Origin of the sequence: Corynebacterium sp. CCUG 65737 (assembly GCF_024454115.1) — a bacterium.
In the GTDB taxonomy this organism is placed as follows: Bacteria; Actinomycetota; Actinomycetes; order Mycobacteriales; family Mycobacteriaceae; genus Corynebacterium; species Corynebacterium genitalium.
Map to the genome: position 1 here is coordinate 108,800 of NZ_JAGPZB010000007.1, position 21,275 is coordinate 130,074.

Consider the following 21,275-nt stretch of genomic DNA (forward strand, 5'->3'; position numbering starts at 1 on the left):
GAATCGGCGAAGTGGTGCCCGGGTACGACGTATTCGGCGCAGACGGAAGTTACGGTGGTAAGTCATGAAGATCCAGTCGAGCCATGTGAGCCTGCGCGATGTCGGGCTGGCTTTACTGCTTGTCACCTTCGGCCAGATAGGCCCTCTTACTAACGGCCCGAGCATCATCGATGGTGCGCTCGCTGTGTGCGCGGCGACCGCACCGTTTACACGATGGCGGTGGCCTCTGCTCACAATTGGTGTCGCGATCATCTTGCTCGCAGCGTGCGCATTCCAACCCGAACTGCCGATTGGAACAGTGTCGGTTGTAGTCTTCACGGCTTATATCGCACGTCGCCACCTATCTTCGCCCCTTCGCGACTTCGCCACGGTGGCTCTGCTTAGCGGGGTAGTTATAGCTACGACGTTCATCTCCGCACCACTCGTCGCGATGCCATTCTCGCAGCGCGTGCCCTACATCGCATGGAGCGTGACTCTACTGGTCGTCGGACTACTCATGGGCGAGCTCCGACGCCGCGCGATAGAGACCGCAGAAAAGGACATGCAGTTCCAGCTCGAACGCCAGCGCGATGAATTCGAACGCGCCTCAGCGGAGCAGCGCGCTCACCTCGCCCGGGAGATCCACGACGTTGTGACCCATTCACTCACCGTCATTGTGGCGCAAGCCGACGGCGCACTCTACGGTTCCGACCGGGACGGTGCGCTGCGCACTATCAGCACTGTCAGTCGCGAGTCACTGCGTCAGATGCGCGGAGTAGTGGGGCTGTTGCGCGATCCAGATCCCCGCCCGCTTACGCCGTTATCGACGAAGCTCGACATCGACGAACTCGTCACAACCAGCCGCGCCGGCGGCCTCGACGTCAGCGTGAATGTCAGTGGCGAACAACCCACTCGACTCGATCCCCCTACTTCACTGACGGTGCACCGCATCGTGCAAGAAGCGCTGACCAATGCGCTCAAACACGGCGACGGGCACGCACACCTGACTGTGTCATGGGCCGCTGACGAGGTGGACATTCGCGTGGACAACCGGTTCGCGCCGGGAGCGCGACCCGGCCCCGGGCATGGCTTGCCTGGCATGCGCGAACGCGCGTCATTAATCAACGGCTCCCTCAGTTCCGCCCCTGCCGGTGGCAACACGTGGGTGATGAACGCTCGACTGCCTCTGAGCATCACCAGCGAGGTGCGCTGATGAAGATTCATTCCATTGGCCTCGTCGATGACCAAGCACTGTTCCTCCATGGCATCCGCAATGTCGTGAACTCGCAACCAGACATGGATGTCCAATGGATCGCCGGTAACGGCGAGGAAGCGCTGGCCGCGATGAGCGAACGTCCGGTGGACATCGTGCTCATGGATGTGCAGATGCCTGTTCTCGACGGCATTTCTGGGACCCGCCAGCTTTTGAAACGCTTTCCCGGTGCCAAGGTCATTATCCTCACCACCTTCGACGATGAGGATTATGTCATGGGCGGACTCGCCGCCGGCGCCAGCGGTTTTCTGCTCAAGGATGCGGAGCCCGAAACACTTCTCGACGCCATACGCACCGTCGCCACAGGTGATGCTGTGATTTCGCCGCGGGCGACCAACCGGATCGTCGCGAAGCTTAGCGAAGCCCCAGCTGAAAACATTCCGCTCTCCACAGCCGACCGTCACGCCATTGAGGAGTTGACCGAGCGGGAGCACGAGATCCTCATCGCGGTGGGACGCGGATGGACCAACACGGAAATCGCAGAAAGACTGTTCATCTCCATGCCGACGGTGAAAACGCACGTTGGCCGTGTCTTAATGAAGACGCATTCGCGTGACCGCGTGCATGCCGCACTCTTTGCCTACCGGACCGGGTTGGTCTCGCGCTCCGATTTGCTAGATTCCTAAGCCCTCATACCCGGGTATCACGCAGAAGATCGTGCCCCGCGCCGACGCGCACAGCCCCTGTCCTGCGGAAGCCTTGAGGGCATGGATACATCATCGATCATTGCAACACAGGGGTTAACAAAGACCTACGGTTCCACGACTGTCGTTGACTCCCTCAATCTCAACGTGACAGCTGGCACCGTGCACGGTCTGCTTGGCCCGAATGGCTCCGGCAAATCCACGACCATGAAGATGCTTCTCGGACTTGTCACTCCAACTAGCGGTGAAATCAAGATCCACGGACAGCCGATGAATCGACAAACGCGGCAGCAGGTTCTCCGCGGTGTCGGCTCTCTAATTGAGGCGCCCTCGGCGTATCCGCACCTCACAGGCGGTGAGAACATCCAGATCGCCACCCGCCTGTTCGAGGCCGATCCAGTTCACACGCAGCGTGCAATCGAACTCGTGCGTCTGGGCAAGCACATGGACAAGCTAGTGAAGAACTATTCGCTCGGCATGAAACAGCGTCTCGGAATTGCGATGGCGCTCGTTCGGGACCCGCAGCTTCTCATACTCGACGAACCCACCAATGGTCTCGACCCCGCCGGCATCGAGGAGATCCGTCAACTCATTGTCAGCCTTGCCCGAGATGAAGGCCGCACGGTGCTCGTTTCCAGCCACCTACTTTCGGAAATAGAAAAGATGGCGACGAATTTGACCATCATCGACCGTGGCAGGCTCATCTTCCAAGGTTCGCAAGAGCAGCTTTACAACGCTCAACTGCCCGACCTCTTCATCCAAACCCCATCCGAGGACATCGCCGCAGATCTTCTGGCCGCGTTCCGACCGGTGCGCGGTGACAACGGGATTGAACTCGCCGGGGTAACCGACCAACAAGTTGCCGAAATCTGCGCCCGGCTTGTCGGCAACGGTGTGCCGCTTTACCAAGTTGTTCGTAAACGCCGCAGCTTGGAGGAAGTCTTCATTGGACTAACCGGAACGGAGGGGTTGAGCGCATGATGGTTGAAATCGCGAAACTGCGACGCACGAAAGTGATCCTGCTTGGATTGCTGACATCTATTGCAGTCCTGCTCTTCTCCTGCATAAATCTCCTCGCCGAAAAGTCCGTGGGCTACTTCTCAGCCTTTCCCGACAATGCTTGGGGCAGCCACCTGGTCGTCCTTGCCATCTCGCTGTCGCTGATGTCCCCGCTACAGCTTGCCCTCATTGCCAGCCGCGCTGTGGATACCGAACACGCGAGTGGAGGATGGATGCTCAACGCGATGGCTGGTGTGCCAACCGGCTCACTTCTACGCCGCAAACTGCTCGTAACCGCACCGTTGGTCACCGCGTTGAAGACTCTCGAGTTCAGTTTGTCCTTTTCGCTTCCCATTCTGCTTGGGGCCCCGCTGCCTCCTAGACAAGCTGCCCTAGCGTGGTTTGGCTTCTACGCGGCCAGCGTGATCACGAGCATTCTCGTGCTTGCCGTGATGCTGATTCTCTCTGCCGTGACCGAATCCCAGGTCGGAGTGCTAGCGCTCGGAGTCGTCGGAGGTTTCCTCGGGGTTGGCGCGATGTTGTCTCCGCCGTGGCTCGCAGCGATGAACCCATTCGGATACTTCGCGGTTACGACTCCCTACCGTTTCTCAGACACGGGCATCTCCGCCACTGATCCAAGCTGGATGGCGTGGCTCGCGTACTTAACACTGATCACTGTCGGTTTCTTGGCGTTAACCCGCCGACTCAACAGAAAGGAAGTCTAGCCATGCAGTTGTACCTCAACGACATGCTTAAACTACACCGCTCCTACATATGGACGGTCGTTCTAGGCGTGCCTTTCATTGCTGTCGCATTCGGAGCCGGCAATTACGCCGCCAATTTAGAGACTCTTGACCAAGGGTGGGACAGCTACTGGTCCCAAGCACTGCTGTTCTACGGAATGTTATTTATGAGCATGGGCATCGCCATTCTCACGGCGGCGGTGTGGCGGGTTGAGCATCGGGGCGGTAACTGGGCACCGTTGCTTACTTCACCGCGCTCTTACGCAGCTCTGATCACCTCTAAACTCGCTACCATCATGACGTTGACGATACTTATGCAGCTCGTTTTCTTGGTTCTAAGTATCGGAGCGGGCTGGTTGACGGGGCTTTCAGGGCCGCCGCCAGCAAGCCTGGTCGGGGCCGCGTTGTTCTCGCTCATACCAGCCGTCGCTGTCGCGTCATGGCAGTCGTTGCTATCGATGACAATCCGCAGCTTTGCAGTGCCAATCGCCATCGGGCTCGTCGCGAGCATAGTCGCATTCGGAGTCCTCTCCTCCGGTGCACCGGGTATGCAATTCGTCGTGCCCCAAGCTCTGCTCACGGACACAATGTGGCTGGAAAGCACAGCCGTCGTGTACGCAGGAGCGCTTGAAGTCGGCAGAATCCTGAAAGTACTCCTTGCTTCGATCGTTCTCGCGAGCATCGCCTGGGCGGGCGCGACCACGTATCTGCGCAGAACTGATGCGCGCCTGTAGTCTCGACCTTCATGGCCCACGACAGCGAATTCCACGAAATCGACACCGGCGTCGCGGAGATCATTCACGAGCCGGACGGGTCGATGCTGCTCATGGTCAACGGGGTGCCCAGCTCGCATATAGTCCCCGGCGAGCCGGAGCGTCTCGATTTCGAGTACATGCGGTGGATCGCCGCGGCAGTGGAAACCAGGAGCTGGGAGAAGCCGCGGCTAACACATCTAGGCGGTGGGGGCTGCACGCTCGCGCGCTACTTCGCGCACGTGTGGCCGCATTCGCGCAACACGGTCGTGGAATGGGACATGGACTTGGCGGTGCTGGCACGGGAGAAGTTCGACATCCCGCGCAAACCCGCAGTGAAAATCCGTGTCGGTGACGCACGCGAAGAGACCGACGGTTTCGTCGACACCAGCCGCGACGTGATCATCCGCGACGTGTTCGAGTCCGCGACCACACCGCGCAGCTTGACGACGGTCGAGTTCTATCAGGCCTGCTTACGTTCCCTCTCCGCGGACGGCCTGTACGTAGCTAACTGCGGCTCCCACGGCGACCTGAAGGAAGCACGCGAAGAGCTGGCGGGAATGGCGGAGGTCTTTGAGCACCTGGCCGTGATCGCGGATCCGCCGATGCTCAAGGGGCGGAGATACGGAAACATCGTGCTGCTCGGCTCAACGGTGGAGATAGAAGAAACCCCCGAGCTGACCAAACGGTTGCTCGGGGGTGCCGTTCCGGCCCACTTCAAAGATGACTCGTGGGCGAGGAACCTCGCGTCTTCTGGTGTCGTTCGCCGGGACCCGCCTCTGACCTAGAGCTCTGCCGCGCGCGGCCCTTTACTTGTTGGCGTTGTCTAGCAGGATGAGCAGGTCGCCGACGGAGTATTCGCTGTCGAGCATCATCTTGTTCAGGTCCTCGACCGGCAGCTCGCCGTCTTCGAGCTGGATGCGGGCGGTGTCGGCGATGTTGCGGGCATCCTGCGGGTCGAAACCGAAGGTCTTGGCTGCCTCTTCCACCTGCTGGGTGTCCACAATGCCGGCAGTCAACCCCAGGATCGCGGCGACGAGTGCGGTGTTGTCCTTCTCCAAGACCTCCAGTGAGTCCGAAATTTCGCTTTCTATCTCCGTGTCCTGGAACTGCTCGAGCACGCCGCCAGTCGCGTCCAGTTCGCCGGCACTGAAGCGGGCGAACTGGCCCTGGTTGCCATTGAACAGGTTGGTGTCCACCGGGGTGTTGATGCCGGAGATGCGGCCGTTGTCGGACCGCTGCCAGATGTCCACCTTGTCCCAGCCGCCGACAGGCCGCGGTGCCTTGTTCTGCCAGGCCGCCAGCCACAGCGGGTAGTTGGAGAACTCGTCGGTGTCCCCCATCTTCTCCTCCCAGAAGTAGCGGTAGGTGTAGATGATCGGGGTGCGGCCGGTCTCACTCTCCACGATCTCCGTAAAGGTGCGGGTCCAGTCTTGGAGTTCTTCCGGACTCAGATCCTCATCGACCTCAAGGTCCAGCACCGGCGGCAGCGCGGTCTGCGGGCCGGTGTTGACCACGTTGGAGAAGTGGTGTGCCTGCGCAGAAGCATCACGGGCCGGGCGGGCAAAGTGGTACGCACCGACAGCCAGGCCGTTATCCGCTGCTTCTTGAGCGAACTTGTGGAAGGACTTGTCAGTGAAGTCGGTTCCTTCAGTCGCCTTCACAAAGGCGAAGCGTTGATTGTCACCCTTAACGGAGTCCCAATCGATAGGTGTTTCTCCCCCGGTGTTCTGGTGGTTGGAGACATCCACGCCGTTGACAAAGTTGGCGTCGGTGTTGGCGTTGACCGGGCCGGCCACGAGTGCTGTGGCAAACAGGGCAACCGCACCGAAAAGGGCAGCAGGACGCAAGGATCGAGTCATCATAGGCGCAACGATAAACCACAAACGTCACAAGATTCACATGCGACACGCAAATCTACCTGTGACCCATGAATTAAAACGTGGCGCGCTCAATGACCTCCGGGAGAGCAGCCACCACAGCGTCTACATCCTCTCGCGTTGTCGTCCGCCCAAGCGTGAACCGCAACGCGCCGTCCGATCCCACACCCATCGCCTCGAGCACGTGGCTGGGCTGGTTCACCCCGCTGTTGCAGGCGGAACCGGTGGAGGCTTCGATGCCGAGGCCATCGAGAAGCATGATCATCGCATCGCCGTTCGCACCGGGGAACGTGAAGTGGGCGTGCCCTGGAAGGGCGGGCTCGGTCGTCGTCACGCGTGCGGTGCTTATCTCTGCCGTGACGCCGCTGATCAGTCGGTCTCGCAGTGAACTGACTCGCGCGCGTTCACTGTCCATCTCCCCGACGGCTTCTTTCAGCGCCGCCGCGGTAGCGATGGCAGATGCTGCGTCGACGGTGCCGGGGCGGATCCCGCGTTCCTGTCCCCCGCCGTGGATGACCGGTTCGAGCTTCGGGCTGCGGCGGGCAAGCAGAAGACCCACGCCACGTGGCCCGCCGAATTTGTGGGCGGATGCCGCTAGCGTGCTGAATTGGTGCGCGTGAAAGTCGACGGGTATATGCCCTACGACTTGCACCGCGTCGACGTGCACAGGAGTGCCGGCGGCCGCGGCACACGCCGCGATGTCCTCTACAGGCTGGATTGCCCCGGTCTCGTTGTTCGCCCACATGCACGTCGCCAGGGCGGCGGGCTGATCGAGAATCTCGGTCGGCTCGACGTGACCGGAGACGCTTACCGGGAGTAGCTCGACCTCAGCGCCCGGCAGCTTTTCGACGGCTTCCCGCACCGCCGGATGCTCAATCCCCGTCGAGATGACGCGGTGGGACGGGCTGGCGTGGAACAACCCCTGTACGGTCAGGTTGTCTGCTTCCGTGCCGGATCCGGTGAAGATGACCTCGATCGGGTCAGCGCCGAGCAGCGCCGCGATAGTCTCCCGAGCCTCGGACAGGACAGCGTTCGCTGCGCGGCCGGAACCGTATTGCGAAGCCGGATTGAGTAGGTGGGCGTGCTCCGCCCAGGCATCCACCGCCACCTGACGGATGGGCGTGGTGGCGGCGTGGTCGAAGTACCTAACGGCGGTTCTCAAGGGCCTTGATGAGCTCGGGAACGAAATCCTCGATGTCGGCGACGACACCGATGTCCGCAATGGCGAAGATCGGCTCGTCGCGCTCCTGGTTCACAGCCACGATCGTTCCGGAAGTCTGCATACCGGAGGTGTGCTGGATCGCACCGGAGATGCCCAGGGCGATGTACAGGTCCGGGGACACAGTCGCACCGGTCTGGCCGATCTGCGTTTCGGGGGCGGCCCAGCCTAGGTCGACGATGTCGCGGGTGGAGCCGGTAGCGGCACCGAGAACGTCGGCAAGCTTCTCCACGTAGTCGCTATAGCCTTCCTCCGAGGCGACACCGCGGCCGCCGGAGACAACGGTCGACGCGGCGGTGAGCTCCGGGCGGTCAGCGCGAGCCTTCGGGGTGAAGCCCTTCACGGTCACATCGCGGTCGGTCTTGGCGGGCAACGGCATCGAGGCGAGCTCGCCTGCAGCCTCCTGGGGCTGGGCTTTCACGGAGCCAGGGCGCAGAGTGAAGATCGGGGTCTCTCCCCCGGCCACGGCAGTGGTGGTGTAGCTGCCGCCGAAAATCTCGTGGTGGCCCGCTTTGTTCGCCTCGATACCGGTGACATTGGCCAGCACACCGGCGCCAAGTCGCGCGCCGAGACGGCCGGCAATCTCGTTGCCGCTCACTGTCGCCGCGATGACGATCGGCGCGGGGTTGGCGGCACCCAGGGCCTGCAGCGCGTCAACCTCAGGGGTAATCAAGCGCTCCTCGTAATCCTCCGTGGATGCATCGATGACCTGGGCGGCACCGAGGCGAGCGAGTTCTGGCGCAAGGTGCTCGGCGACGCCAGGTTTGCCAACGACCACGACGGACACGACCCCCAGGTCGCGGGCGGCGGTGATCAGCTCGCCGGTGATGGGACTGAGTTCACGGCCCGCTTCCGAGCCGGCGTGTTCTGCAAGTACGTACACGTGCATGATGTGGGCTCCTTAGATCAGGTTGCGGGCGGCCAGGTGCTCAACCACCTGAGCTGCGATGTCGTCGGCAGGGCCTTCCAGCAGCTCACCGGCAGTGCGCGGCGGCACCTCGGTCGCGCTGGTGACGGCGGTAGCGGACGGAACAGCCTCCAGGCCGATGTCGGCGGCGCTGTAGCGAGTGATCTCGTGCTTCTTGGCAGCCTTCATTCCCTTGAAGTTGGGGAAGCGCGGCTTGTCGGACTGCTCAGTGACGGCCACCACTGCCGGAAGCGCTGCTGCGACCTCCCAGGTTCCGCGCTCGTCATCGCGGGTGCCGTGGATCTGTTGTGCCTCGATGCGCAGGTTGTACGCCTGCGTCAGCGCCGGCACCTGGCGGTACTCGGCTAGCATGCCGGGCAGCACACCGGTGGAGCCGTCGGAGGACTGGTTGCCCATGATCACTAGAGAGAGGTCCTCGACGGTGCTGAGCAGACTGTTCAGAGCCCATGCAGTGGCGATGGCGTCGGAGCCGGCCAAGGAGTCGTCGATAAGCGAAATGGCGTCATCGGCGCCCATTGCTATCGCTTTGCGCAATGCTTCTTCGCAGCCCTCTGGCCCCATCGTGACGGCAATGACCTTGTAACCATCGTTTTCGTCGCGCAGGCGCAGGGCAGCCTCGACGGCGTATTCGCTGATCTCGTCGAGCACGTTGTCGGCGCTGGAGCGGTCGAGCGTGTTGTCGGCCGCGAGGGTCTTTGTCGACCACGTGTCGGGCACGTTTTTCACTAGAACGGCAATAGTGGACATGGGTGCGAGCCTAGCGCACACGCGCACCACATAGATATGCAGTGGCCGTGTCGCCGATGCGCGCGATGACCACCGCCATCGGTGAGCTGCCTTTGAGTTTCATTTTGTTGCGCAGCTGGTCAGGGTCAACATCGACACCACGCACGAGAATCTCCAGTGCGCCCGCACCATGAGCCTGCAGGGCCGGTTTCAGCTTCTTCAGCGGCACTTCCTCGATGAATGGAAATCCGGAGTGGTGCTCCGGAACCGCGTCGCCCGTGAGGAACGCGATGTGCGGATCGAGCATCGCCAGATCGTGCTTGGCCGCCCAGTGGCGCACCAGGCCAGCGCGGATGACGGCACCGTCGGGCTCGATAATGAAGCGCCGCGGCGTACCGACGTCCACAGCCTCCCCGGCCCCATCCGTGATCCGTTCGGTGAACCCCGGCTGGATCACCACTGCTTCCCGTTTCGCGGGGTCAAGGCCGGGAGTGTAGAGACAGGCTTCCTTCACGGCCCCGTTCTCGCTGACGATACTGACCAGGCCGGGCCACTGCGAATAATCGATGCCGGGTGCGCACTTGACGGCCATTTCGGCGTAGGGATAGGCCTCAAGCAGGTCCGGCAGCGGCGGGATGAGCTTAGCCGGGTCGGTGATCCGGCGTCCGTCCTTGCGCCGGGCGGGATCGGCGACAATGACGCGTCCTGGACCAGAGCCACTGCACATCCGGCGCGTCGGGCCCGCACTGCTCGCGGGAGTGGTGACGGGATGCAGCGCATCAGCCACAGCCACATGCGGCCCCACGTTGTGGCGTGCCATGAGCACGCGCGAGAAGTCGATGTCTGTGCCCAGCCAATCCATGCCCTGCGCTGTGACTGCGGGGGCTTCGGTGCCGATGGAACACGTCACGTCGTGCACCAACGAGGCCCCGGCGCGGGCGATGCGTTCGGCGCGCACCTGGGCGACAGTGTGCGGGGTGGCCTGCTGAGCCGCATTCGTATCGGTCAGCCAGGATGCTGCGTTGGCTGCGGCGGGGAGCTTTGAGGCGAGCGCGCGCTGGGCGGTCACCAGTTCCATGACGGCGCGGGAGTGCTCGCCGAAGACAGGCTGGAGCCTCTGGCGGTCAGCAAGGACGGACTTCTTTGTCAGCTCCAACTCCCCCGCTGCGTCGGCGATCGCGTCGAGCCGGCTGGCGAGGAAGCGGACCTCCTCGGGGTTAAAGCTCAAATTTCTTGCCCATCCGGTTGACCGGGTGGGACTCGAACAGCTCCCGGTAGCGGGGAATGTCGACGGGGTCGCCGACAACCGCTTCGATCTCTTTGCCCTTGACGTTGTCCATGATTTCGTCGACGGAGGCGAATTCGGAGATGTCGTACAGCTGCGCCCACGTTGACGGTGCGAATCGGACAAGGCCTTGGCGCCACCCGTCGATGAGCAAGCTCGGCGGGAACCAGTTCGCATCACTTGCCTCACCTGTGGCTACGTCAGGCTCTTGACCGTGCGGAAGCTCGGCGACGAAGGTGAATGTGTCGAACCACGTGCCTTTCTCGCTCTTGCCCACCCAACGGCCGGAAGGTTTGAGCAAAGTCGCATCGACATCCAGGCCGGTTTCTTCCAGCACTTCTGTGAAGGAGAGTTCGTGGCTTTCCAACCGCTTGCGGATTTGGTGGAAGGGGCGGGCGTCTTGGAGGAGTTTGTCGTTGTCGTCGACAAGCAACAGCGTGCCTGTTTCCTCGAAAAGCTCACGCACAGCGGCGAACATGAGCGCATGGGCTTGGCGCGGCTTGACGTCGAGCTGCTTGGCCAAGTCGTGCACGCTACGGCCGGACCAGAGTTCTTTCGCGTCCTCCTTGTCGGCCGGGAAGTCGCGGATATCCACTCCACCGCCGGGAAAGACCGTCATACCGGGGTAATTGCGCATCGTGAGAACGCGCTCTTGCATCCAGACCTCTAAGCCCGCAATGCCGTCGCGCACGAGGATCACTGTGGCCGCCAAACGGCCGTAGTTGATCCCCTTCATGTCCTCCTCGTTGCGTGAGCCCATTATGCCCTCCGGTGCGCTCCAGCACGGCGGGTCCTGCGGGCGAAGAAACGGCCGTCTTCCTTCGTCAACGTGATCGGTTGGTGGTAGGCCTTCGTCAGGTTCTCACTGGTGAGAACGTCATCGACCAGCCCTTGCGCAACGACATCGCCTTCGCTGAGCAGCATCGCGTGGGTGAAGCCGTAGGGAATCTCCTCAACGTGGTGGGTGATCATCACGATCGCCGGGGCATCAGGGTCGAGCGCGAGATCACCCAAATACGCCACAAGATCCTCGCGGCCACCCAGGTCAAGCCCCGCTCCCGGCTCATCCATGATGAGCAGCTCGGGGTTGACCATGATCGCGCGCGCAATGAGGACGCGCTTCTTTTCACCGTCTGACAGTGTGCCCCAGCGGCGGCCAAGGAGGTGAAACGCGCCGACGTGGTCGAGGGAGTCGTGGACCTGCTCATAGTCCACCTCGCCGTACTCCTCGCGCCAGCGGCCCACAACGGCGTAGCCGCCGGAGAGCACAAGATCTTCCACCAGCTCGTCGGCGGGAACACGATCACCCAGCTCAGAGGTGGTCATTCCGATCACGGCGCGCAGATCGCGCATGTCCGTTCTGCCCAGCTGCTCCCCCAGCACGAAGGCGGTGCCTGAGGACGGATGCTCCTGGGCTGCCGCCATCCGGATCAACGACGTCTTTCCCGCGCCGTTGGGCCCGATGACGACCCACCGTTCATCCAGCTCAACTTTCCAGTCCACGGGCCCTACCAACACGTTGCCGCCGCGGCGGAAATCCACTCCGCGGAAGTCGATGAGCAGGTCTGGATCCGTCTGGGGTTCCTCTGGTCGATTCTGGGCAGTTTGATCAGTCACGCCCCCTATTGTGGCGTATTTTCTTGCCCGGTGGTGTGACCCTGACTTCGCTAGTGTGGGAGCCATGGCTATCGGACGCTTGGGTATCGACGATGTGAGGCCCCGCACCACCGACGGGGCACTACCGACGAAGGCAGTTGTTGGGGAGGTCGTGCCGATCTCCGCGCTGGTGTGGCGCGAGGGGCACGACGCTATCGCGGCGACAGTGGTGATCACTGCCCCGGACGGTTCGTCCCGCTCCGTGCTCATGACACCGGAGGAAAACCGCCCCGACTACTGCCACGCGGTGTTCACCCCCGATATGGAAGGCCTGTGGCGCTTCCGGGTTGAGGCTTGGTCTGATCCGGTGGCAACGTGGCGCAACGCAGTGACCAAGAAGTCCGCAGCAGGCCAGTCCGCCGAAGAGATGTCGAACGACCTCATCCACGGCGCTGAGCTTTTCGAGCGTGCAGCGGCCGAGGGCGATTCCTCCCGGCGCGAATTGCTCACCGCTGCCGCAACAGCCTTGTCGTCCGATGCACCGTTGCGTGAGCGTCTTGCCCCGGCGCTCGCCGACGATGTTGCCCAGTCCCTCCACTCCCGCCCCGTCCGCGACCTGATCACCCAGGGCCCGGAGTGCGAAATCCTCGTCGAGCGCAGCAAGGCCCTGTTCAGCTCTTGGTACGAGCTCTTCCCCCGCTCCACCGGCGGGTGGGATGAACAAGGCCGCCCCGTCCACGGCACTTTCGCCACTACTGCGGAGGCTCTGCCGCGCGTCGCCGCGATGGGCTTTGACACCGTCTACTTCCCGCCGATCCACCCCATCGGTGAAGTCAACCGTAAGGGCCCGAACAACACTCTGGTGGCTGAGGACGGCGATGTGGGCTCCCCGTGGGCGATCGGTTCCGTATTGGGCGGCCACGACGCGGTCCACCCGGAGCTGGGTACGACCGAGGATCTGCGGGCGCTGTTGGACCGGGCTGAAGAGTTGGGCTTGGAAATCGCGCTCGACTTCGCTCTCCAGGCCGCGCCCGACCACCCGTGGGCCGAGGAGCACCCTGACTTCTTCACCGTGCTGGCGGACGGCACCATCGCGTTTGCCGAGAACCCGCCGAAGAAGTACCAGGACATCTACCCCATCAGCTTCGACAACGCCTCTGATGTCATCTACGAGGAAATCTACCGCGCGTTGATGACGTGGGTGGACCTGGGCATCACCACCTTCCGCGTGGATAACCCGCACACGAAACCGGTTGACTTCTGGCACTGGTTGATCGCCAAAGTCCACGAGACACACCCTGAGGTGATCTTCTTGGCCGAGGCGTTCACCCGCCCGCCGCGCCTGCTCGGCCTGGCCAAGGCCGGGTTCTCGCAGTCCTACACCTACTTCCCGTGGAAGACCACGAAGAAGGAGCTGACCGGCTTCGCACAAGACTGCGTGCGCTTCGCCGACATCTCTCGCCCGTCCTTCTGGGTGAACACCCCGGACATTCTCCAGGCGTTCATCCAGACCGGAAACCGCGCGGCGTTTGCCATCCGCGCCACCTTGGCATCGACCTTGAGCCCGCTGTGGGGCATGTACTCCGGTTTCGAGCTGTACGAGCACGAGCCGGTCGCCCCCGGCAGCGAAGAGTACCTGGACTCCGAGAAGTACCAGCTCCGCCCGCGCGACTTCGCTGGTGCTGAGCAGCGCGGGGATTCGCTCGCCCCGTACATCACGTTGCTCAACCAGATCCGCAAGGACCACCCTGCCCTGCAGCAGTTGCGCAACCTGCACTTCCACACCGCAGACAACGACCAGGTCATTGCGTACTCCAAGTTCGATGCAGCCACCGGCGACTGCATCCTCGTCGTGGTCAACCTCGATCCGACCTACGCACAGGAATGCAACGTGACGCTGAACATGGAAGCCCTCGGTTTGGCCCCCAGCGCCACCTTCCCGGTGCACGACCTCGTCTCCGGCGCCGACTACGAATGGACCATGCGCAACTACGTGCGCTTGAGCCCGATGGACAATGTCGCCCACATCTTCAGGCTCCCGCTTATCGACGCATCCCTGCGCGAGCGCCTCGCCTTCCGCGATCTCGCAGACGCTGACTACCGCCCCTAACGCTTTAGATAACCCGCAAAGGAACACCATGACCTCCCCTGACCCCCAGCTGCTCATCCCCGAGGCAGACCGTCAGCGCCTGATCGAGTGCAAGCACCACGCTCCCCACGACTTCTACGGCTGGCACTCGACACCATCCGGCTCCGTGATCCGTGCCCGCGTGCTCGGCGCGACCGCAGTGGACGTGCTCATCCACAACCAAGGCCTGCCCATGACCCCCATCGGGGACGACATCTGGGTACTCGGGCTCAAAGATGACCTCGCGCCGGATTACCGCCTGCAGATCACCTACCCGGAGGGCGACCCGGTGATCACGGCGGACCCGTACCACTTCCTGCCCACGCTCACGTCGTTCGACCTGCACCTTCTCGGTGAGGGCCGCCACGAGCGCCTGTGGGAAGTCCTCGGCGCGAACCAGCACACCTACCACACCCCGATGGGCGATGTTTCCGGTACCTCGTTCGCTGTATGGGCCCCGAACGCACAGGGCGTTGCCGTCGTCGGTGACTTCTGCAACTGGAACCCGAACCAGTACCCGATGCGCACCCTGGGCTCGACGGGCGTGTGGGAGATCTTCATTCCGGACCTCGCGCCGGGCACCCAGTACAAGTTCACTGTCCAGGGTGTGGATGGTGTCGCACGCGACAAGGCCGACCCGCTGGCCAAGCAGACAATGACCCCGCCGGAGACGGTGTCGGTCATCGCCGGCGAGAGCACCTACGAGTGGCGCGATCACGAGTGGATGGCGGCCCGTCCGGGCATTGACGCTACGAACGCCCCGATGAGCGTCTACGAGTGCCACGTCGGCTCCTGGCGCGTCGGTTACGGCTACCGCGAGCTGGCCAAGGAGCTTGTCCCCTACTTGGTCGAGAACGGTTTCACCCATGTGGAGCTCCTGCCTGTCGCCGAGCACCCCTTCGGTGGATCCTGGGGGTACCAGGTCACCGGCTACTACGCACCGACCGCGCGCTGGGGCACCCCGGATGACTTCCGCTATCTCGTAGACACCCTCCACCAGGCCGGCATCGGCGTGATCGTTGACTGGGTGCCCGCGCACTTCCCGAAGGACGATTGGGCCCTGGGTCGTTTCGACGGTACCGCCCTCTACGAGCACCCGGACTGGCGCCGCGGCGAGCAGAAAGACTGGGGCACCTACGTCTTCGACTTCGGCCGCAACGAGGTGCGCAACTTCCTCGTGGCCAACGCTCTGTACTGGTTCGAGGAGTTCCACCTCGACGGCATGCGTGTCGATGCGGTGGCCTCGATGCTGTACCTGGACTACTCCCGCGAGCCGGGCGAGTGGCTGCCCAATGAGTTCGGCGGCCGCGAGAACCTCGACGCAGTTCAGTTCCTCCAGGAGTTCAACGCCACCGTGCACCGTTCCCACCCCGGTGTGCTCACCATCGCCGAAGAGTCCACTGCGTGGCCGGGTGTCACGGCGCAGACCTCTGCCGACGGCCTGGGTTTCTCCCTGAAGTGGAACATGGGTTGGATGAATGACACCCTCGAGTACTTCTCCCTCGACCCGATACACCGCTCCTTCCACCACAACGAGGTCACGTTCTCCCTCGTCTATGCCTTCTCCGAGAGCTACGTGCTCCCCTTCTCCCACGACGAGGTGGTCCATGGAAAGGGATCCCTGTGGGAGCGCATGCCGGGTGATGAGTGGAACAAGGCCGCCGGTGTGCGCACTCTGTTCGGCTACATGTTCTCCCACCCGGGCAAGCAGCTGATGTTCATGGGCTGCGAGTTCGGCCAGCAGACCGAATGGGCTGAAGCCGGCTCCGTCAACTGGGACAACCTGGAAGGCTGGGGCGCCGATTATCACGAGGGCATCCGCACACTCGTCCGCGACCTCAACCACCTGTACAAGGACACCCCGGCACTGTTCAGCCAGGACAATACCCCCATGGGTTTCCAGTGGATCAAGGGCGATGACGCTGAGCACAACGTCCTGGCCTACATCCGCTGGGGCGTGGACTCTGTGCCGGTGCTGGCCGTGGTCAATCTCTCCGGCGCCCCGCAGACGGATTACCGCCTTGGTCTACCCCGCGCTGGCGAGTGGGAACTCATCCTCAATACCGACGACGCGAAGTACAAGGGTGCTGGTAATGAGCTGCCGGACACTGTCGCCACCGAGGACCGTGACTGGGACACTTTCGAGCAGTCCGCAACCTTCCACATCCCGGCTATGAGCGTGCAGTACTACACGCTGCGGTAAGCGCGGGTGAGGTAAGCAGGGCGAGGGACGTGAGTTAACCCTCGCCCAAATGCTTTTCGACGCTAGCCACCTTGCCCTCAATCTGCCCCGTGTACCCAGGGCGGATGTCGGCCTTGATCACCAGCGACACGCGCGGAGACACTTCCTGCACGGCTTCAGTGGCGCGTTTGACCACGTCCATCACCTCGTCCCACTCTCCTTCGACGAGCGTGAACATCGCGTTCGTCTCATTAGGCAGACCCGAATCGCGCACGATTTTCACCGCGCGTGAGACCGCCTCAGACATCGCGGCAGTGTTGTCGGGAGTTTCGGTCGGGGCAACGGAGAACGCGAGAATCATGCCCCTAAGCTTAGCGGGATCGCTTATCTACGCTCCCAGCAATGGCGGTGCCAATGCCTCCGGTCATCCCCTTGCCTGCCGGTGTCGCGCGGCCATGCGACGATATGCGCCACCCCGGGCGGAATGTTCTGGTTGCAGCGGGGGCACACGTAGAACTTCGTCGCCGAAGCAGATCCGATCTGGCGCACCAAGTAGATGTCCCCGTGCGGGCCTTCTTCCTCCCGCGTGCCCCAATAGGTGCCGCCGTCGCGAGGGAGGCTGCGGCCCGGCATGTACGCTCCCCTGTCGCGCCGATTTCTCCGTGGCATGGGCTGCTTTCTATCTCGCGGTCCTAGAACAGGCGCAGTTCGTTGGATTCGATGCCGCGCAGTTCGTCATAGTCGAGCGTGACGCACCGGATTCCGCGGTCCTCGGCGAGTGTCTTCGCTTGCGGCTTGATCTCTTGCGCGGCGAACACGCCCTTGACCGGACCGACGAGGCTGTCGCGGCCGAGCATGTCCAAATAGCGGCTGAGCTGCTCGACGCCGTCGATGCCGCCGCGGCGCTTGACCTCAACGGCGACTGCCACACCCTCGCCGTCGCGGGCCATGATGTCCACCGGACCGAGCGGGGTTGGGTACTCGCGGCGGACCAGGGTGAAACCGTCGCCCAGTGTAGTGATGTGCTCTGCCAAAAGCTCCTGGAGATGCGCCTCCACGCCGTCCTTGACCAACCCCGGATCGGTGCCCAAGTCGTAGGACAAGTCCTCATGGATCTCTTCGAGAGTCACGCGCAGCTGCTCGCCCTTCGGGTTCTCCACCACCCACAACTGGGCCCCCGTGTCCTCGTCGTCGACGTCGAGAATCGGCTCTTCTGTAATCGTGCACGGCGGAGTCATCCAGTTCAGCGGCTTGTAGGCACGGTCGTCCGCGTGCACCGACAACGACCCGTCAGCTTTGATCATGATCAACCGGTCCGCCAAGGGCAAGTGTGCGTCGAGGCGGCCGACGTAGTCCACAGAGCAACGGGCAATAACGAGACGCATGGGTTCCAGCCTAGCGGGCTTAGGTCTGCGCCTTGAAAGCGCGGTTGCGCAGGTGCTCGATATCAGCACGCACATGGCGTTTATCCGGGGCAGACTCCAGCCATGAGATCAGCGCCATCGACGCATGGCACTCCGTGGCGAACTCGTAGTCGTTGCCATCCGCAGAAAAAAGAACAACCACCTCGACCCCGGGCATGAAATCCCGCTCGGTCTCAGTGGCTTTTCTGCGCCCGGTAATGGAAATGTCGTTGCGCGTGAGTACCTCATCCGCCCCGAAAGACAGGGAGCGCAGCTTGTAGAAGCGCATGTGGTCGCCGGAGTACGTGATCACGCCGTGGCGCCAACCGTGCGTCCCCTGCGCCGGTAGCACCCGGATCAGCGCCTGAGTGCCGTTGTTGCGCACCGTCAGAAACCGCCACACCGCCGCGCAGACGGCGATGACCGCCACCACGATAAGGAGGGACCCGACGATCTTCATAAAGAGCCAGTGTAACCGCCAGATTGTTCACAGTGAATAGACGAAAGTTTGACCACCCCCGCACGCAAAGGGTTAACCCCCGTCCAGACTGGCCTGGACGGGGGTTCAACCCGATAAATCGCGAGTGCGCGTACTACGCGCTGCCAATGCGGCGAAGAGCAGCCTGCTCAGAATCGTGGCGCGCCTTCTGGGCCGGATCCTCGTCGTCGAACTGCTCGTTGCTGTCCACCTCAGAGGCGAACTTCGCGGAGTCAGCCAAGACGGTGACCTTGTTTCCCACCACGGAAACGAACCCGCCCTGGACAGCGGCGACGACTTTGTCGCCGTCGGCCGGGCTGATGGTCACTACACCATCTTCTTTGAGCTGGCCAAGGAAAGGCTCGTGGCCGGGCATGAAGCCGATCTCACCATCGGTGGTCTGGACGGTGACAATGGATGCCTCGCCGGACCACAGCATGCGATCAACGGAGACCAGTTCTGCGGTGATTTCAGCCATGAGCTTCTCCTATTTCTCTTGCAGCTTCTTGTACTGAGCTTCGACGTCCTCGAGGCCACCAAGGTTGTTGAAGGCCTGCTCCGGGTAGTGGTCGAACTCGCCCTCAGCCAGCTTGTCAAAGGCCTCGATGGTCTCCTCGAGCGGGACGTACGAGCCCTCGTCGCCGGTGAACTTCTTCGCAACGAAGAAGTTCTGGCCGAGGAAGCGCTGGATCTTACGAGCGCGCATAACGGTGATCTTGTCCTCTTCGGACAGCTCGTCCATACCGAGGATGGCGATGATGTCCTGCAGCTCCTTGTTCTTCTGCAGGATGTTGATCACCTTCTGAGCGACACCGTAGTGGCGCTCGCCGACAATACCCGGCTCCAGGATGCGGGAGGTCGAGGTCAGCGGGTCCACAGCCGGGTAAATACCCTTCGAGGCGATGGAACGCGACAGCTCGGTCGTCGCATCCAGGTGGGCGAAGGTCGTCGCCGGGGCCGGGTCGGTGTAGTCATCCGCAGGCACGTAAACGGCCTGTAGGGACGTAATCGAACGGCCCTTGGTGGAGGTAATGCGCTCCTGGAGGACACCCATCTCGTCGGCAAGCGTCGGCTGGTAGCCCACAGCGGACGGCATGCGGCCGAGCAGCGTGGACACCTCAGAACCTGCCTGGGTGAAACGGAAGATGTTGTCGATGAACAGCAGCACGTCCTGGTTCTGCACATCGCGGAAGTACTCCGCCATGGTCAGGCCGGACAGGGCCACGCGCATACGAACCCCCGGCGGCTCATCCATCTGGCCGAAGACAAGGGCGGTATCCGGAAGGACGCCCATGTCCTCCATTTCCAGGAAGAGGTCCGTACCCTCACGGGTGCGCTCGCCGACACCGGCGAATACCGACGTACCCGAGAACTCGCGAGCGATACGGGTAATCATCTCCTGGATCAGAACGGTCTTACCCACACCGGCACCGCCGAACAGGCCGATCTTTCCGCCCTTGACGTACGGGGTGAGCAGGTCGATGACCTTAATACCGGTCTCCAGGATCTCGGTCTTACCCTCGAGGTCCTTGAACTCCGGCGGCTCACGGTGGATACCCCAACGATCGCCGTCCTTGCCCACAGAAGGATCATCCAAGCACTCGCCGAGCGCGTTGAAGACGTGGCCCTTAACCTGGTCACCAACCGGAACCGAAATCGGGTTACCGGAGTCGCGGACCTGCGCGCCACGGACGAGGCCATCGGTCGGAGCCATGGCGATCGTGCGGACAAGGCCGTCGTTGAGGAACTGTGCCACCTCGAGGATGACAGTCTTAGCCACTGCATCGAGCTCAATGTCGACCTCGAGTGCGTTGTAGAGTTCAGGCAGCTCGCCGCGCGGGAACTCCACGTCGACGACTGCACCGATGACGCGGACGACGCGGCCGTTATCCGAACCAGCCGGCTTGCGCTCATCAGCGGAAGCCTGGTTGGCGGCACCGGAGGCTGCGACGTTGTCCTCAGCCCCGGTCGGCTCGTCGTTACGCTCATCGTGAGATAGAGCTGTAGTCATGATTTAGTCACTTTCTCCGCTACCGGACAACGCTCCAGCGCCGCCGATAATCTCGGTGATTTCCTGAGTAATTTTTGCCTGACGCAACTGGTTAGCTTCACGGGACAGCCCGTTAGCCAACTCCGTCGCGTTGTCCGTCGCATTCTTCATCGCGGTACGGCGCGATGCAGACTCCGCCGCCGATGCCTCCAGGAAGATCGAGTAGAGCGTCCTGGACACGTACGCCGGGAGAAGGCTCTCCATGAGCGTCTCAGCGTCCGGCTCGAACTCCATGTCCGGCATGGTCTCGCCTGACGTGGTGAACAAGTCCTCTTGCTCGAACTCGACGTCCTCGAAGACGGGCTCGATGGGCAGCAGCTGGTGAGCCGTTGCCTCTTGCGACAGCATGGAGACGAACTTGGTGTAAACCACGTGGACCTGGTCGAAGCCTCGAATGGCCTGGCCTTCCGGCGCGCGGATGCCCTCGCGCCACTTGACCTCACCTTCCGAGGTGGCTTCAAAACCGCCGACCATGTGGTGGCGCACGTCGTGCGTACCCTCCCACGTCGGGTCCTGGGACCAACCAGTCCACTCCCCCGCGATCTCCTGATCACGGAAGTCGTAGTGGGTCACACCCTTGCCGCCGGTGACGTAGCGGACAACCTCGTAGCCGGCGTCGCGGAGCATGCGCTCCAGCTCGCCAGCCTTCTTGAGCACGTTGTGGTTGTAACCGCCGGCCATACCGCGGTCAGAGGTGACCACCAGCATTGCGGCGACCTTGGCGTTTTCGCGCTGGCGAAGCATCGGGTGGTCCAGGTTGGTCGCAGCGACAAGCCGCTCCATGACATCCTGCATCTCGTTGGCGTACGGCTGAGCCGCCTCCACGCGACGCTGGGCCTTGGTAATGCGCGATGTTGCGATCAGTTCCTGAGCCTTGGTGATCTTCTTTGTCGAGTTGACCGACTTGATGCGGTCACGCAGTTCGCGAAGTGTTGCCATAGTGTGTGCTCCTCCTCTCTCTTAAGTCGTGTTTCTCTAGGTTCTTTAGCCCAGAACAGCGCGAGTCTGAA

The 21,275-nt window shown here is 62.5% G+C and carries 22 protein-coding genes; 8 read left to right on the top strand and 14 right to left on the bottom strand.

The annotated features are described in order from the left end of the window. Window positions 1-64: 64 nt before the first annotated feature. From KBX17_RS07280 to KBX17_RS07305, 6 genes are all read left to right on the top strand, one after another. The gene (locus KBX17_RS07280) at window positions 65-1,192 is read left to right on the top strand and encodes a sensor histidine kinase (RefSeq protein WP_256019122.1); all 1,128 of its coding nucleotides are present in this window, start codon (window positions 65-67) and stop codon (window positions 1,190-1,192) included. Continuing rightward, window positions 1,192-1,878: a response regulator transcription factor gene (locus KBX17_RS07285; protein ID WP_255995151.1), complete on the top strand. Its 687-nt coding sequence runs from the start codon at window positions 1,192-1,194 to the stop codon at window positions 1,876-1,878. The genes KBX17_RS07280 and KBX17_RS07285 overlap by 1 nt, the downstream gene beginning before the upstream one ends. An 81-nt stretch (window positions 1,879-1,959) precedes the next feature. Beyond that, entirely contained in the window at window positions 1,960-2,877 is a 918-nt protein-coding gene (locus tag KBX17_RS07290) for an ABC transporter ATP-binding protein (RefSeq protein ID WP_256019123.1), read from the top strand. After that, window positions 2,874-3,620 carry an ABC transporter permease gene (locus tag KBX17_RS07295; protein WP_256019125.1) on the top strand — a complete coding sequence of 249 codons (747 nt, stop codon included), beginning with the start codon at window positions 2,874-2,876 and terminating at the stop codon, window positions 3,618-3,620. Before KBX17_RS07290 ends, KBX17_RS07295 begins: the two co-directional genes overlap by 4 nt. Window positions 3,621-3,622: 2 nt before the next feature. Continuing rightward, the gene (locus KBX17_RS07300; RefSeq protein WP_255996169.1) at window positions 3,623-4,372 is read left to right on the top strand and encodes an ABC transporter permease; all 750 of its coding nucleotides are present in this window, start codon (window positions 3,623-3,625) and stop codon (window positions 4,370-4,372) included. 11 nt (window positions 4,373-4,383) lie between these two features. Next, window positions 4,384-5,178, top strand: coding sequence for a spermidine synthase (locus KBX17_RS07305; RefSeq protein ID WP_256019126.1), 795 nt, complete (start codon window positions 4,384-4,386; stop codon window positions 5,176-5,178). Between the two features lie 21 nt (window positions 5,179-5,199). On the opposite strand, the gene KBX17_RS07310 is transcribed toward KBX17_RS07305, so the two are convergent. The 7 genes from KBX17_RS07310 to KBX17_RS07340 form a co-directional block, all read right to left on the bottom strand. After that, window positions 5,200-6,255 carry a glycoside hydrolase family 25 protein gene (locus tag KBX17_RS07310; RefSeq protein ID WP_256019128.1) on the bottom strand — a complete coding sequence of 352 codons (1,056 nt, stop codon included), beginning with the start codon at window positions 6,253-6,255 and terminating at the stop codon, window positions 5,200-5,202. 70 nt (window positions 6,256-6,325) lie between these two features. Beyond that, window positions 6,326-7,432 carry a cysteine desulfurase family protein gene (locus KBX17_RS07315; RefSeq protein ID WP_256019129.1) on the bottom strand — a complete coding sequence of 369 codons (1,107 nt, stop codon included), beginning with the start codon at window positions 7,430-7,432 and terminating at the stop codon, window positions 6,326-6,328. Further along, complete coding sequence (locus KBX17_RS07320) at window positions 7,416-8,381, bottom strand: electron transfer flavoprotein subunit alpha/FixB family protein (RefSeq protein WP_370687593.1); 966 nt, start codon at window positions 8,379-8,381, stop codon at window positions 7,416-7,418. Before KBX17_RS07320 ends, KBX17_RS07315 begins: the two co-directional genes overlap by 17 nt. A gap of 9 nt (window positions 8,382-8,390) precedes the next feature. After that, the gene (locus KBX17_RS07325; protein ID WP_256019131.1) at window positions 8,391-9,164 is read right to left on the bottom strand and encodes an electron transfer flavoprotein subunit beta/FixA family protein; all 774 of its coding nucleotides are present in this window, start codon (window positions 9,162-9,164) and stop codon (window positions 8,391-8,393) included. A gap of 10 nt (window positions 9,165-9,174) precedes the next feature. Continuing rightward, window positions 9,175-10,371: an SAM-dependent methyltransferase gene (locus KBX17_RS07330; RefSeq protein WP_256019132.1), complete on the bottom strand. Its 1,197-nt coding sequence runs from the start codon at window positions 10,369-10,371 to the stop codon at window positions 9,175-9,177. Next, on the bottom strand, window positions 10,361-11,188 hold the full coding sequence (locus tag KBX17_RS07335) for an NUDIX hydrolase (protein ID WP_255996160.1): 828 nt from the start codon (window positions 11,186-11,188) through the stop codon (window positions 10,361-10,363). Before KBX17_RS07335 ends, KBX17_RS07330 begins: the two co-directional genes overlap by 11 nt. Beyond that, window positions 11,188-12,045, bottom strand: a complete 858-nt coding sequence (locus KBX17_RS07340; protein ID WP_255997325.1) for an ABC transporter ATP-binding protein — start codon at window positions 12,043-12,045, stop codon at window positions 11,188-11,190. The genes KBX17_RS07335 and KBX17_RS07340 overlap by 1 nt, the downstream gene beginning before the upstream one ends. A gap of 64 nt (window positions 12,046-12,109) precedes the next feature. Here KBX17_RS07340 and KBX17_RS07345 point away from each other — a divergent pair, with 64 nt between their 5' ends. Together KBX17_RS07345 and glgB are read left to right on the top strand one after the other, a co-directional pair. Then, complete coding sequence (locus KBX17_RS07345; protein ID WP_256019134.1) at window positions 12,110-14,134, top strand: maltotransferase domain-containing protein; 2,025 nt, start codon at window positions 12,110-12,112, stop codon at window positions 14,132-14,134. 28 nt (window positions 14,135-14,162) lie between these two features. Continuing rightward, window positions 14,163-16,355: a 1,4-alpha-glucan branching protein GlgB gene (gene glgB / locus KBX17_RS07350; protein WP_256019136.1), complete on the top strand. Its 2,193-nt coding sequence runs from the start codon at window positions 14,163-14,165 to the stop codon at window positions 16,353-16,355. Between the two features lie 34 nt (window positions 16,356-16,389). On the opposite strand, the gene KBX17_RS07355 is transcribed toward glgB, so the two are convergent. From KBX17_RS07355 to KBX17_RS07385, 7 genes are all read right to left on the bottom strand, one after another. Continuing rightward, on the bottom strand, window positions 16,390-16,695 hold the full coding sequence (locus KBX17_RS07355; RefSeq protein WP_005290533.1) for a thiamine-binding protein: 306 nt from the start codon (window positions 16,693-16,695) through the stop codon (window positions 16,390-16,392). Between the two features lie 23 nt (window positions 16,696-16,718). After that, window positions 16,719-17,003 (bottom strand): hypothetical protein, encoded by a 285-nt coding sequence (locus KBX17_RS07360; RefSeq protein WP_083770313.1) that lies wholly within the window; start codon window positions 17,001-17,003, stop codon window positions 16,719-16,721. A 23-nt stretch (window positions 17,004-17,026) separates the two neighbouring features. Next, the gene (gene nucS / locus KBX17_RS07365) at window positions 17,027-17,719 is read right to left on the bottom strand and encodes an endonuclease NucS (protein ID WP_256019138.1); all 693 of its coding nucleotides are present in this window, start codon (window positions 17,717-17,719) and stop codon (window positions 17,027-17,029) included. Between the two features lie 19 nt (window positions 17,720-17,738). Continuing rightward, complete coding sequence (locus KBX17_RS07370; protein WP_256019139.1) at window positions 17,739-18,197, bottom strand: DUF2550 domain-containing protein; 459 nt, start codon at window positions 18,195-18,197, stop codon at window positions 17,739-17,741. Between the two features lie 133 nt (window positions 18,198-18,330). Further along, window positions 18,331-18,693, bottom strand: a complete 363-nt coding sequence (locus tag KBX17_RS07375; protein ID WP_256019141.1) for a F0F1 ATP synthase subunit epsilon — start codon at window positions 18,691-18,693, stop codon at window positions 18,331-18,333. A 9-nt stretch (window positions 18,694-18,702) separates the two neighbouring features. Further along, on the bottom strand, window positions 18,703-20,226 hold the full coding sequence (atpD, locus tag KBX17_RS07380) for a F0F1 ATP synthase subunit beta (protein ID WP_005290540.1): 1,524 nt from the start codon (window positions 20,224-20,226) through the stop codon (window positions 18,703-18,705). Window positions 20,227-20,229: 3 nt separating this feature from the next. Continuing rightward, on the bottom strand, window positions 20,230-21,204 hold the full coding sequence (locus KBX17_RS07385; protein WP_005290542.1) for a F0F1 ATP synthase subunit gamma: 975 nt from the start codon (window positions 21,202-21,204) through the stop codon (window positions 20,230-20,232). Window positions 21,205-21,275: the final 71 nt, after the last annotated feature.

Coding starts and splice junctions, on each gene's coding strand:
- KBX17_RS07280 (WP_256019122.1), top strand. CDS start 65: ATGAAGATCCAGTCGAGCCATGTGAGCCTGCGCGATGTCGGGCTGGCT.
- KBX17_RS07285 (WP_255995151.1), top strand. CDS start 1,192: ATGAAGATTCATTCCATTGGCCTCGTCGATGACCAAGCACTGTTCCTC.
- KBX17_RS07290 (WP_256019123.1), top strand. CDS start 1,960: ATGGATACATCATCGATCATTGCAACACAGGGGTTAACAAAGACCTAC.
- KBX17_RS07295 (WP_256019125.1), top strand. CDS start 2,874: ATGATGGTTGAAATCGCGAAACTGCGACGCACGAAAGTGATCCTGCTT.
- KBX17_RS07300 (WP_255996169.1), top strand. CDS start 3,623: ATGCAGTTGTACCTCAACGACATGCTTAAACTACACCGCTCCTACATA.
- KBX17_RS07305 (WP_256019126.1), top strand. CDS start 4,384: ATGGCCCACGACAGCGAATTCCACGAAATCGACACCGGCGTCGCGGAG.
- KBX17_RS07310 (WP_256019128.1), bottom strand. CDS start 6,255: ATGATGACTCGATCCTTGCGTCCTGCTGCCCTTTTCGGTGCGGTTGCC.
- KBX17_RS07325 (WP_256019131.1), bottom strand. CDS start 9,164: ATGTCCACTATTGCCGTTCTAGTGAAAAACGTGCCCGACACGTGGTCG.
- KBX17_RS07335 (WP_255996160.1), bottom strand. CDS start 11,188: ATGGGCTCACGCAACGAGGAGGACATGAAGGGGATCAACTACGGCCGT.
- KBX17_RS07345 (WP_256019134.1), top strand. CDS start 12,110: ATGGCTATCGGACGCTTGGGTATCGACGATGTGAGGCCCCGCACCACC.
- glgB (WP_256019136.1), top strand. CDS start 14,163: ATGACCTCCCCTGACCCCCAGCTGCTCATCCCCGAGGCAGACCGTCAG.
- KBX17_RS07355 (WP_005290533.1), bottom strand. CDS start 16,695: ATGATTCTCGCGTTCTCCGTTGCCCCGACCGAAACTCCCGACAACACT.
- KBX17_RS07360 (WP_083770313.1), bottom strand. CDS start 17,003: ATGCCACGGAGAAATCGGCGCGACAGGGGAGCGTACATGCCGGGCCGC.
- nucS (WP_256019138.1), bottom strand. CDS start 17,719: ATGCGTCTCGTTATTGCCCGTTGCTCTGTGGACTACGTCGGCCGCCTC.
- KBX17_RS07370 (WP_256019139.1), bottom strand. CDS start 18,197: ATGAAGATCGTCGGGTCCCTCCTTATCGTGGTGGCGGTCATCGCCGTC.
- KBX17_RS07375 (WP_256019141.1), bottom strand. CDS start 18,693: ATGGCTGAAATCACCGCAGAACTGGTCTCCGTTGATCGCATGCTGTGG.
- atpD (WP_005290540.1), bottom strand. CDS start 20,226: ATGACTACAGCTCTATCTCACGATGAGCGTAACGACGAGCCGACCGGG.
- KBX17_RS07385 (WP_005290542.1), bottom strand. CDS start 21,204: ATGGCAACACTTCGCGAACTGCGTGACCGCATCAAGTCGGTCAACTCG.